The sequence below is a fragment of the Providencia sp. SP181 genome, assembly GCF_050446505.1.
GTDB classification, from domain to species: domain Bacteria; phylum Pseudomonadota; class Gammaproteobacteria; order Enterobacterales; family Enterobacteriaceae; genus Providencia; species Providencia vermicola.
The window spans coordinates 69,326-82,079 of sequence record NZ_JBBPXM010000005.1 but is presented as its reverse complement, the minus strand read 5'-3'; the positions used below and the strand labels follow the sequence as shown (position 1 = coordinate 82,079).

Below are 12,754 nucleotides of genomic sequence, written 5' to 3'. Positions count from 1 at the left end.
GCCTTCCTCACTTTAATAGAACGTATTATGTGCAGTTTATCTGTAAAAAATAGAATAATGAACAACATAATAAGATTGAATTGAATGGCCTTTTAAGTCATTAATCATGCTGCTACCTATGATACAGTTTAAGCAATTAATAGGATTCCAATACTAGCCAAGGCGGTTTAGATGCCTAATATTTTATTGTTAGATAGCGAAAGTTTCTCACGCACATTGTATAACCCGCAAGAGCAAGACTCACCCGTTGTTGTTGTCTATTTTTCAGCGTCATGGTGTATCCCTTGCAAAAAGATGAAGCCTGTTTTTGAACAATTGGCGAATCATTTTGAAAAAAGTGCGGTTAAATTCGGTATGGTTGACATCGCTCAGTCCCCCATATTAGCGCCTAAATATGGAATTAAATCTGTCCCAACAATCGCTATTTTTAAAGAGTCTCGATTGATAAAAGTGATTGCGGGAGAGGTTTCTTTCACTCAAGCCGTAGAAACGTTAAACCAAATATTTTGTGTTAATTAGGCGTTCGGTTTAAAGTGGCTTTTTCCTCTTTATAACAATAATAAGCTCATCGTTATGCTGCTATTGATTTTTGAAGGTTTACTGATTGGATGCTTGCTTGGGTTAACAGGGGCGGGCGGTGGTATTTTAGCGGTTCCTGCGTTGATGGCAAGCCAAAATTGGACGGTGGCGCTTGCTGCACCTGTTGGACTTCTAGCAATAACATTAGCTGCTTTTATTGGTGTTATTCAAGGGCTTATTAACAAAACAATACGATATAAAGCCGCTATATGGATAGCGATAGTCAGCATTCCTTTTGCTAAATATGGTATTTTTCTTGCTCAAATAATTACGCCTGTTTGGCTGACTTTAATCTTTAGCTTAGTGATGCTTTATGTTGCATATCGTACTTTTTTTGCTCAAATGGCTGAATTAAATGATGCGCCGTGCCAAATTAGCCAAGAGACGGGGAAGTTTATTTGGAATATAAAAACAGCGTCGATATTAGGTGGTATAGGAATTATTGCAGGGCTTTTAACAGGGGTATTAGGTGTTGGTGGTGGCTTTGTGATTGTTCCTGCGTTACGAAAGGTATCCAATTTAAATATAAAAAGTATTATTGCAACATCATTGATGGTGATTTTTTGTATCGGTAGTGTGAGTATTTTAATCAATATTTTAAATGGATTTCAATACCCTAAGGAAATTAGCTTAATATTTATCACATCCTGTGTCATTGGTTTACTAATAGGGAGAGTCATCATAAATTATATTTCAATAAAATTAGTTAAAAATATATTTGCAATCCTAATTATTATTGTTTCTTTTAGCTTAATCTATTCAGTCTTAGATGAGTTAAATGTTTTATGAAATTGTGCTTTAAAGGTAAATGTTAACAAATTAGATTATTCAACTAGCAATTTAACTGTTTTTATATTCTATAGTGTATAACATGATTTTCATATTGACGGATTATTGTATTGTTAGTGAATAAAACGATTTATCTTCACCTTCAATGCGGTATAATGAACAATCGCATTTCATCTTCTCTGATAATAGCTTAAAAGGATTTTTGATTATATCAATCAGGGGGGCACTAAAGGTTGACTAATATAATTATGACAAAACAAGATAGCTCAACAACAATAATTGATATAGCTAAACGTGCAAATGTTACGGATATTACCGTTTCACGTGCATTTAATCATCCCGAAATGGTAAAGAAAGAAACAAGGGATAAAATATTAGCGATTGCTCAAGAACTCAACTATGTTCCCAATCTTTTTGCACGAAATCTGAAAAATAAAAATAGCCGCATAATTGGTGTGGTTACTGACAGTACATTTAACCCTTTCTATGTTGTTCTCATTCAAACCGTTTCTCGTTTAGCAAAAGAGAAAGGGTATCAAGTGATGATTTTTGATTCAGATAGTGATGAAAAAGCGGAGAAAACGGCAATCGAAACACTCGTTAGCTATAAGGCGAGTGGCATTTTACTATCACCAGTGCGTGATGATAAAGACTACCAGCCTAGTTATCTTTCATTAATCGACCAACATAATGTTCCGTTAGTATTTGTCGACCGTGCGATTTATGGCTATGAGAAAAAATATTCTGGGTTATTTTTGAAGAACTTTGAAATTGGTGCATTGACAGGAAAATTCCTTAATGAACAAAATAGCGAAAATACGTTAATTATTTCTGGCCCTAAAAATTCAGAAATCAGCTTGTCTCGTTTGTCTGGAATATATGCAAGCTTTCCAAATAGAAAAAACCTTAATGTCTTATATAGTAGTTATATGTTTAATAAAAAAGATGAAGCGTATTTAAGACAAAAAGTTCAAGATCTATACACTCCAGGCATGTATATTGTTGGGCTAAATGGAATTATTACCGCGGGAATGTATAAAATCATTGCGGAATTAGGGCTATCTTGCCGTTATTTTTCAGTCGATTTACCACCTTATGCAGATACCTATCATTTATCTATTTCTGGTGTTCATCATGATTCCGTTTACCTTGGGGAATTAACCACAGAATTATTATTCTCAGAAATAGAGCGTGATACAAATAAAGGCCATGAAACGAAACAAATTTTTGTTGATGGTAAGCTTGTTATTTATTAATAATATATAATTGCCTCGTTAAGGGGCTCTTTTATCCGATTATCTTTCCTTCATAATACCTTTACTATTTTATATTTCACTTTAATTTGTGATTAAAAAAATCGGTTAATTGACAGTCATAATCTACAGGCAATTAACCGATAAGGTTGAATTATGAAAAATCTAGCGTTTCATTGAGCTAATAAATGTTGCACCCCAGATAATTAAGCCTTTCACAATGTATTGAACGTAAGGGGAAATACCTAGTAAATTCAACCCATTATTTAATACGCCGAGGATCATGGCTCCAATTAATGTACCGATGATCATGCCACGTCCACCCGCAATGGAAGCGCCACCCAAAACCACTGCGGCAATCGCATCTAGTTCAAAGCCGACTCCTGCATTAGGTTGCCCACTCATGACGCGTGATGTAAAAATTAAACCCGCAAATGCAGCAGTAAAACCACTTATTACATACACCAACATTTTGTAGCGTTCAACGCGGATACCACTTAAGCGAGCGGCTTCTTCATTACCACCAATAGCGTAAATATAACGACCAAATGAGACGTGGTTTAAGACGACGTAAAAAATAAGATAAAGGCCAAGCATTAATAAAATTGGCACTTGAATGCCCATTAACTCTTCACGGCCCCAGAAGGCAAATTCTTTGGGTAATCCTGATATTGGATAGCCACCGGTATAAATTAACGCTAAACCTTTCGCAATAATCATCGCGCCTAATGTGACGATAATGGGAGGCATTTTACCGTAAGCGGCTAAAATTCCATTAATAAAACCAAATGCAATCCCTGATAATAAACCCAGAGCAATGGCTGCATATGGATCCATACCATAATATTTCATTAGGCCAGCCATCAAGGTGCCCGATAAAGCCATAACGGCACCAACAGATAAATCAATTCCGCCAGTTAAAATGGCAAACGTCATACCAATAGCAATAATGGCATTAATTGAAACTTGTCGTGCAATGGTAGAAAGGTTATTTACCGTTAAAAAATGCTCATTAAAAATGGACATGCAGGTAAATAAAAGAATTAAACCAACAAGTGGTAAGAATGCAGGTATTTTTGTTAATTTAGAAAAACTAAATTTAGTTTTAGTTAGTGGAATTGCACTTTGATTAGACATAGTCATTATCCTATATAATATTGCCAGCTGCATGTACCATAATCTGAGTTGAGTTAATATCCTCTCCACTTAACTCAGCAGCAATTTCACCATCACGAAAGACCAAAACTCTATCACTTACACCAATAACTTCGGGTAATTCAGAGGAGATCATAATAATGGAGATCCCTTTTTCAGTGAGTGAGCGCATTAGCTGATAAATTTCTGATTTTGCCCCAACATCAATACCTCGAGTGGGTTCATCGAAAATAAGAATTTTGGCTTGTTTATTTAGCCAGCGAGCAATAACAACTTTTTGCTGATTACCACCACTTAATGTGGAAACCGCAGTGTGAGGTTCTGGTGTTTTAACTTTTACTTGAGAAATTAAATCAATAGATAAAGTGAGTTCTTTTTTATTTTGGATTAAAAACAATTTTTGCGCATGGTTATTTAACCAAATATTTTCATTGACTGAGAAAGGTAAAACTAAACCTTGGGTTTTACGGCTTTCAGGTAATAAGCCGATACCTAATTGCAGTGCCGCCGCCGCAGATTTAATTTTGACCTCTTTGCCTTCTAAAGTGACTTTTTTCTTATACGCTTTATCCGCGCCAATCATGGCGAGAATAGTTTCAGTTCTCCCTGAACCAACAAGGCCTGCTAGCCCTAAAATTTCACCTTTTTTCAATTGAAGATGGTTAACAGGGCTATTTGAGAAACGTTGAATTTCAGCGTCAAGAATAATTTCCTGTTGGGAGAATTCGCGCTTATGTGGATAAATATTTTCTACTTCTCGGCCAACCATCATTTCAATAATGACATCTAAGTCTGTTTCATCGACTTTGCGTGATCCAATATATTGCCCGTCACGTAACACGCTGATGGTATCGCATATTTCATAAATCTCTTCTAAGTGATGAGAAATAAAAAACATACCAACACCTTTAGCTTTTAGATCGCGCATAACATCGAATAAATGATTTGCTTCATTAGGTGTTAATGTTGCAGTCGGCTCATCTAATACCAAAATTTTAGCGTCTAAAGAAAGTGCTTTGGCAATTTCAACAAATTGCTGCTCTGCAATACTTAAATGGATAATGGGTTCATCAATATCAATATTAACACCAAGCTCTGTGAGTAAAGCTTGAGATTTTTGGCGCATAAGTTTTCTATCTAATAAACCAAATTTATTTTTTAATTCACGATTTAAAAAAATATTTTCAAACGCATTTAAATAAGGAATTAGAGAGAATTCTTGGAAAATAATACCTACACCAGCTTTGATAGCATCTCTGTAGTTATGAAAAATATGTTCTTTGCCTTCTATCAGAATTTTTCCACTATCAGGTTTATGAATCCCACATAAAACTTTCATTAGCGTAGATTTACCTGCGCCATTTTCACCTAATAACGCGTGAACCTCACCCTTTTCAAGGGAGAGATTAATATTATCCAACGCCTTAACTCCAGGGAAAGTTTTGCTGACATCTTGTAATGCTAATAATTGCATCATATTGCTTCCCTATATTTCTTAACCGCTTAAAAATGGGTAACAAAGTCATCTGGAATAAAGTGATTCCAATATGCATTTAATTATTAATTGTTATGAGAAGGTATTGCACCCAATACATAGGTACAGGTGCAATACAATTAATGAGTCAATATTCGATTACCAGTGGAAATCTTTCGCATTTGTTTTGTCGATTAATTTAACATCAATCGGAACTTCTTTCGGTACGTTAGCACCCCAATATTTTGCCAAACCCATTGCTAAGCCGATACGAACTTGGTCACGTGGGAACTGTGCAGAAGTTGCGATAAACGGTGAGTTACCTTTCGCAATTTCAGCAACGGCTTCAGGCGAACCATCAACACTGACAAGTTTTACGTCACGGCCTGAAGATTCGATAGCCGCTAATGCACCAAGTGAGCCCACATCGTTAACGCTGAAAATACCATTCAAAGTTGGGTTAGCTTGCAGCATGTTTTCTGTGACATTCATCGCAGTATCACGCTCTTGCTTACCATTCAGCTTAGTAACAATTTTAATATTTGGATATTCTTTCATTGCCGCTTCAAAGCCACGAACACGTTCGAGGATTGGCACAACTGGAATACCATCTAAAATGGCGACTTCACCTTTTCCACCCAGTGCTTCACCTAAGCGTTTACCCGCCATTAAGCCAGCATCGTAGTTTTTAGAACCGACGAAGGAGTCAATTGGGCCATTCGCTTGTGCGTCGATAGCGATAACCACAACCCCCGCTTTTTTCGCTGCCAGTACTGCCGTTTCTGCACCAACACTATCCGCTGGGTTGATTAGCAGGATATCGATTTTTTTCTGTAACATATCTTCGATATCACTGGTTTGTTTCGAGACATCATGCGCCGCATCGGAAATATACAGCTGAGCACCCATATCGCCAGTTGCGCTCTCCAGAGCTTCTTTCATCGTGACGAAATATTCGTTGTTTAATTCTTGAAACGACATGCCAACTGAAACAGGTTTTGCCGTAGCGTTGAACGCCATACCTAAAGTCAGGACACTAGCTGCTACAGCTAACTTTTTGAATTTACTCAACATAAGATGTTCTCCTAAAGAGCGTTTAATTATATGTAGGGTCTTACTCGTCTAGTATTTATTTAAATTATTAATTATTACAAACAGTTAGTGCATGTCTATGGCTTGATGACGACTTTAATTGAGTCGGCAGATTTCGCCATGACAAAGGCTTCTTCCCAATCATCGATGGAGTAGAAGTGGGTAACGATATCATCAGCATTGACTAAGCCACGGCTAAAGAGATCGATAGCAACCTCATAGCTATATGGGCCTAAGTGCGCACCGCGGATATCAAGTTCTTTACGGTCACCAATAATTGACCAGTCAACTGTGGTTTCTTTACCAAATACGCTAAATTCAACGAAACGGCCAAGTTTACGGATCATTTCTAATCCTTGGGTTACGCCAACAGGGGCACCTGTCGCTTCGATATAAACGTCGCAGCCGTAACCTTCCGTCATCTCTTTGACTAACTTGATGGCATCTTCTTTCAGTGGGTTGATCACTACGTCAGCACCAAATTTTTTCGCTAATTCAAGGCGTTCGTCGATAGCATCGATCACGACTAATTTTTTTGGTGTTTTGAGTTTTGCAACTTGGATCATACACAGACCAAGCGGGCCAGCACCTGCAATGACGACGACGTCATTTAAATCAATATCACCACGGCGAACGGTGTGGATGGCACAGGCCATTGGTTCAATTAATGCGGCGTCTTTATCGGAAAGTTCATCTGGGATCTTGTGAATGATAGCGCGCTCAGAAAAACGCATATACTCAGCCATCCCACCATCGGCAACTTCTTTTTGGAAACCGTAGATATCATGGGTTTCACACATCCAGTATTTACCTGATTTACAGAAACGACATTCCCAGCAAGGGACGATTTGTTCTGCGAGGATACGGTCACCCACTTTTAATTTGTATTTTTCAGCGGACCCTTCGCCCAATTCTGCGACTCTGCCATAGAATTCGTGACCAGGTACGACAGGGGCTTTGATCCATGGGTCATCACCCCAGAACATTTGTGCGCCATCATTGGCTTTGCAGTCACCCGCACAGATCCCACAGCCATCGACTTTAATGACAACTTCTCGAAAGCCAGCTGTAGGTCTTCTAATATTTTCAAAACGATAGTCATGGGGACCATGACAAACAACGGCTTTCATTTTTTCAGGTAGGTTACTCATGTTCTAAAACCTCTTTCTAGTTGTTAGCCCTAATGTTGACGTCAACATTAAGCGTTTTTTTATCTCTAAATGGCTTTAATTTTTACGCTTAACGATAAATTTGGATACGAATGTAAGAAAAATGGTTCTTTAATGTTATAGATAAAATAATTTATTTTTAATATGACGACGTCGTCATTTTTGAAGGTGCAGAGAAGAAAAACTAAGATTTGTGATTTAACTCTTAATTTTAATTGCTTTTAGAGCACCGTCAAAGGGGTGAAAAACGTCAATCATAGGTATCTAACACGATGAAAAATAAGTAATAAAATAAAATTCATTCCTCGTGTTAGGGTTATTAAGAAATGAATATGAAGCCGAGTATAATTATTTTAACTGTTTTCAGAAGTGGATAATTCATGCAAAAACATTTCAGCTCACATTTTTATATGAAAGTTAATTTCATTTTCATTGAATAAGGTGATTAAAAATCGAAAATCAGTATAAATTTTATTTATTAAAAATTATTTTATGGTTAGACATGAAAGTAATAAGTGCTGCAAATTAAATTTTTATCAAGATTGAGTATGAATAAATAAGATTTGAAAGAAAAAAGGCTCTATTCTGTAGAGTATTTAATAAATTCAACTAAGAATAAAGCCAAAAAAATACCAATTAATAACTTCATTTTGTAAGGAAATAGGTGTTTTTATTTATAGTAATGAGTGAGGGATTAGACCTAACTCATCAAGTTAAACAATCATCGGTGCGATAATAAATCCAAAGACAACCCCAGCAATAATTCCACCTAACCCTGGTAGCATGAAGGGATGGTTAAGAATATATTTTCCGACACGGGTTGAACCTGTGGAGTCAAATTCGATTGCTGCTAATGACGTTGGGTAAGTGGGTAAAACAAACACGCCAGTGACAGCAACGAACGACGCTAAAATAGCCCATGTTGGTACATCCAAAGCAATGGCCAGTGGAATGATTAGTGGTGTTGTTGCCCCTTGGGAGTAGAGCAATGCACAGGTAAAAAACAGTACGACAGCTAACAATATAGGGTAGGCAGATAATACATCCCCTGCGATAGCTTTGATTTGATCCATGTGGGCATCAACAAAAGTGGTGCCTAATGTCACAATTCCCAATATGACAGCAAGAGAGCTCATTCCTGAACGGAACGTTGGTGCTAAAACGATAGAGTTTGGTGATGTTTTACAGAAAATAACCATCAAGCAGGCTGCACTGAGCATGCAGATGATGATGATATCACGGGTACCCATCGGTTTGCCGATATCAAAACCTGGGCGTAATTGAGGGAAAGCTGCCAATATCACAATCGCAACGGTTGCAATAAGAAAAACGACAACTGAAAATTTCTCACGGGTAGTACTTTCGCCTTTTTTCTCTTCGTATTTATGGACTAACCCTTTTTGTAAGCGGTCTAAATAAACTTCATCATCTTCCAATTCACAACCTTGGCGTGACGCAATAAATGCAGCAACCATTGCAGCCACAAAGGATGCAGGTAAACACACTGACATAACAACAATAAAGGTAACGCCATTACCTTCCATAATGGTTAACATTGCAGCCATTGCGGCACTTATCGGAGAACCTGAAATGGCTATTTGTGAAGCAACAACGGAGCCTGCCAGTGTACGAGAAGGGCGGATACCCGAGTCTTTGGCTATTTCAGCAATGACGGGAAGCATTGAAAATACGATAAATCCCGTACCAGCCATAATGGTCATCACCCACGTGGTGATTGGTGCAATAATGTTTAGGTACTTCGGATTTTTACGCATAAATGTACTGGCGAGGCGCACTAAATAGTCCATTCCTCCAGCCGCTTGTAATGCTGATGCAGCGACAACAACGGTCATAATAATTAAAATAACATCAACAGGGGGAGAACCTATTGGCAAACCAAATCCAATGGTTAATACTGCCAACCCCAATCCTCCGCATAAGCCAATACCAATTCCGCCCATGCGTATACCGAAGAAAATAGCACCTAGTACAACAATGATCTCTAGCCAAACCATAATCGTCTCCAATAGACAATATATTGTCATTAGTAATAAAATTTCTAAAATTGATTGTTTTTAATAATGATTAAATATTTACTTTAAATTTTCGGTTATTATTAAATGCGATTTTCCAACTCTATTTTCATACCAATGAATACTAGCCCTAACTAAAGAACCTGTTGAATCTATATACTTATTAGGGTGTTTTTTAACTTCATTGGCTAAAATAACAGGGACTTCAGTACAACCTAAAATAATGACTTCAGCTCCACGTGAAAATAATAATTCAGCTTGCGACTTCATAATTTCTTCTGCTGCATCTTTATTTCCAGATTTTAATAAATAAATGCTTTTCATGACTAATTTCTGGCTTTCTTCATCGGGAGTGATGCAGTTTAATTTTTTTTGTTCAATACTTTTTTGATAAAGCCCCATATACATAGTTGCGTTAGTTGCTAATAAGCCAATATTTTTTTTCTTAGTTAGTAGAACCTCTTGCATGGTGGTTTCAACAATACTCAGCATATCCACATGGCAAGTATTTTTTAGTTCATCGAACCAAAAATGTGCAGTATTACAAGGGATAACAATGCATTCTGCCCCTGCATCTTCAAGTTTTTTTAAGTAATTAGTCATTAAAGGGAGTGGTGAAACTCCGTGATTTAGCAATGCTTCTGTACGATCTGGAATATCAGGAATAGATGAAATAATTAATGGGATATGTTCTTGGTCTTTATTAGCAATAGTATATGTTACAAATTTATTAAATAAATCGACGGTTGCTGCTGGACCCATTCCACCTAATACACCAATTAAACCTTTCATTATTACGCTCCTGCGATTTTTATCTTTTTTGATTTAAGATAAATTAAACGCGATATTGCTTAACTTATTTAACATGAGATACATTATTTAATTAATTATTAACGATTACTTCTAATTAATCGGTGTCTAATTTTTAGCAATGTTTTTTAGGTAAGAGAAATGCAAGTAAGTATGGGATGATGCAAGATATGCATTAAGATTTTAATGTTAACTCGAATGAGCTCAATGAAATGAAAGGCAAAGCCTGAATATAATTGGCTTTGACGATAATGCTCTAGTTAATAGAAAATAAATTTTGATTTTTATTAATGTTTAAAACGATAACCTTATGCATAATACAAATAATAGACATACAATCCATGAATGATAATTTAACTGACAGTTAACTAAATATACCAATAAGAATATCATTATTATTTTATACGCGTCATCCTTCAAGCTGCATGGGTGTTGACTGCATTCAGATAGCCGAATCACATACTTTTGTATGCTCATCGGTCTATCTTCACTTGTCGCCTACATGCAACTCGAATGATTTAGCGTATATAGGTTAGTCACTTTTTCAAGCTGCATGGGTGTTGACTGCATTCAGATAGCCGAATCACATACTTTTGTATGTTCATCGGTCTATCTTCACTTGTCGCCTACATGCAACTCGAATGATTTAGCGTATATATTTTAACAGCGAGTCTGCTTAAGGCTTAATAACATGAAAAATATAGAAACAAAGTGGTTGTACGATTTTTTAACCTTGGAATCTTGTCGACATTTCTCCCATGCTGCTGAGCAGAGAAACATTTCTCAACCCGCGTTTAGTCGGCGTATTAAAGCGTTAGAGGAGGCGATCGGTGTCGAATTGTTTGATAGAACCACGTCCCCCTTGCAGTTGTCTGAAGAAGGCAAAGTTTTTCATTCTCAAGCCCGTAGCTTGTTGCAGCAATTAGAGTGTAATTTAAATGAGCTCTCTGGGCATAATATTTTAAGTTTACCTAATATTAAAATTGCGGCGGCACATTCTTTATCATTAACACTGCTACCCAAACTAGTTCACGCATTGTCTGGTTTCGGGGAAGAATTTGTCTATCATGTTGAAGCCATTGACGTGGTACAGGTGGTTAATGCACTAAGAGAAGGGAAAAGTGATTTTATCATCTCATTTTATGATGAGGATTTAATGCAATCGCCATTTTCCTGCTTGAATGTTTTTGAGTCTGAGCTTTACCCTATCTGTGCCGCAGATGAATTTGGTAAACCGTTATTCGATATTTACCAACCCCAAGTTCCCTTGTTGAATTATACGAGTGCTTCTTATATGGGGCGGTTAGTTAATCGCAGGTTAAGTGAGTTCGGTGCAATTAGTTCAAAAACGTTGTTTATGTCTTCCATGAGTGAATTATTGAAAAATATGGCATTGGATGGTCATGGCATCGCATGGCTGCCGATTTACTCTGTGGTCAATGAGCTGAAAGAAAAGAAATTGGTTTGTCTTGATACCCCAGAATTGACGATTCCAATTCAAGCTTACATTTACCGTATGGACACTCGCTTAAATAAAACCGCAGAGGATTTTTGGCGTATTTTGAAGAAAAATATTCCAGAGGATTTAAAGCATTTGTAAAACTTAATAGAAATCCTATAACGAGAAAACCCGCTTTAGTCGCGGGTTTTGTACCATATAGTCATTGAATATTAGTGATCTAAAGAAACAGAATGAACATAAGATAGCTGTTTTAACGAGCAATAAAATTCAGGCAATGTGGTTTTTTGGCGAACCACCAGTTTTAAATTGACTTCTACTCGCTCTTTTTTTATGTCACGTATTGTTAGGTTTTCAATAATGTCTTTATGTTGTTTTAAATACTCAATGAGTAAGGGGACGCCATCTTCATGGGTAAACAACATTCGAACTTTAATCTTGCCTAATTTTTGATTTTTCATCTGAAACAATGCCACTTGTGGGCTCAGTTGAATCGCCAAGAAAAAAAGAATGGTGACAATTAATGCGTGCCAATAAAAGCCAGAACCACATGCAATTCCAACGCCAGCTGAAGCCCAAACAATCGCTGCGGTTGTCAGTCCTGAAATAGCATCATCACGACGATGTAAAATAACGCCCGCGCCTAAAAAGCCCACTCCGCTGATTATTTGTGCCGCTAATCTCATTGGGTCACTGCGAATATTATCTGAAATATTGGCGTAATATTCGGCAGACTGAATAGAAACGATGGTTAATAAACAGCTAGCAACAGCAATAATGACACAGGTTTTAAAGCCGACAGGTTTTCCCTTTGATTCACGTTCTAAGCCAATAAAGCCGCCTAAAATAAAGGCGGCGAGTAATTTAGCAATACTTGATAGTGACAAAGGGCCAATGGTGTCGACAAACTGCATAAGAGCATCCATGGCTTACCTCTGTAT

11 protein-coding genes are annotated in these 12,754 nt (G+C 37.1%); 4 read left to right on the top strand and 7 right to left on the bottom strand.

What is annotated here, in order from left to right; translation table 11 throughout:
* Positions 1–171 precede the first annotated feature (171 nt).
* From AABS66_RS10260 to AABS66_RS10250, 3 genes are all read left to right on the top strand, one after another.
* Entirely contained in the window at positions 172–519 is a 348-nt protein-coding gene (locus AABS66_RS10260) for a thioredoxin family protein (RefSeq protein ID WP_272539811.1), read from the top strand.
* Positions 520–573: 54 nt separating this feature from the next.
* On the top strand, positions 574–1,368 hold the full coding sequence (locus AABS66_RS10255; RefSeq protein ID WP_349415760.1) for a sulfite exporter TauE/SafE family protein: 795 nt from the start codon (positions 574–576) through the stop codon (positions 1,366–1,368).
* 248 nt (positions 1,369–1,616) lie between these two features.
* Positions 1,617–2,624, top strand: a complete 1,008-nt coding sequence (locus AABS66_RS10250) for a LacI family DNA-binding transcriptional regulator (protein WP_206084709.1) — start codon at positions 1,617–1,619, stop codon at positions 2,622–2,624.
* A 162-nt stretch (positions 2,625–2,786) separates the two neighbouring features.
* Here the strand turns inward: AABS66_RS10250 and AABS66_RS10245 are convergent, their stop codons facing one another.
* From AABS66_RS10245 to AABS66_RS10220, 6 genes are all read right to left on the bottom strand, one after another.
* Complete coding sequence (locus AABS66_RS10245; protein WP_375084037.1) at positions 2,787–3,764, bottom strand: ABC transporter permease; 978 nt, start codon at positions 3,762–3,764, stop codon at positions 2,787–2,789.
* Positions 3,765–3,768: 4 nt separating this feature from the next.
* Entirely contained in the window at positions 3,769–5,253 is a 1,485-nt protein-coding gene (locus AABS66_RS10240) for a sugar ABC transporter ATP-binding protein (protein WP_272539813.1), read from the bottom strand.
* Positions 5,254–5,409: 156 nt separating this feature from the next.
* Entirely contained in the window at positions 5,410–6,270 is an 861-nt protein-coding gene (locus AABS66_RS10235) for an ABC transporter substrate-binding protein (protein ID WP_370661211.1), read from the bottom strand.
* A gap of 149 nt (positions 6,271–6,419) precedes the next feature.
* The gene (locus AABS66_RS10230; RefSeq protein ID WP_206084712.1) at positions 6,420–7,493 is read right to left on the bottom strand and encodes a zinc-binding dehydrogenase; all 1,074 of its coding nucleotides are present in this window, start codon (positions 7,491–7,493) and stop codon (positions 6,420–6,422) included.
* 731 nt (positions 7,494–8,224) lie between these two features.
* Entirely contained in the window at positions 8,225–9,526 is a 1,302-nt protein-coding gene (locus AABS66_RS10225) for an anaerobic C4-dicarboxylate transporter (protein WP_349422251.1), read from the bottom strand.
* Between the two features lie 78 nt (positions 9,527–9,604).
* Positions 9,605–10,336: an aspartate/glutamate racemase family protein gene (locus tag AABS66_RS10220; protein ID WP_272574454.1), complete on the bottom strand. Its 732-nt coding sequence runs from the start codon at positions 10,334–10,336 to the stop codon at positions 9,605–9,607.
* Between the two features lie 709 nt (positions 10,337–11,045).
* On the opposite strand from AABS66_RS10220, the gene hypT reads away from it, so the two are divergent.
* A complete protein-coding gene (gene hypT, locus AABS66_RS10215) occupies positions 11,046–11,954 on the top strand; it encodes a hypochlorite stress DNA-binding transcriptional regulator HypT (protein ID WP_206084715.1) in 909 nt (302 codons plus the stop codon).
* A gap of 71 nt (positions 11,955–12,025) precedes the next feature.
* Here the strand turns inward: hypT and AABS66_RS10210 are convergent, their stop codons facing one another.
* On the bottom strand, positions 12,026–12,739 hold the full coding sequence (locus AABS66_RS10210; protein ID WP_206084716.1) for an MgtC/SapB family protein: 714 nt from the start codon (positions 12,737–12,739) through the stop codon (positions 12,026–12,028).
* Positions 12,740–12,754: the final 15 nt, after the last annotated feature.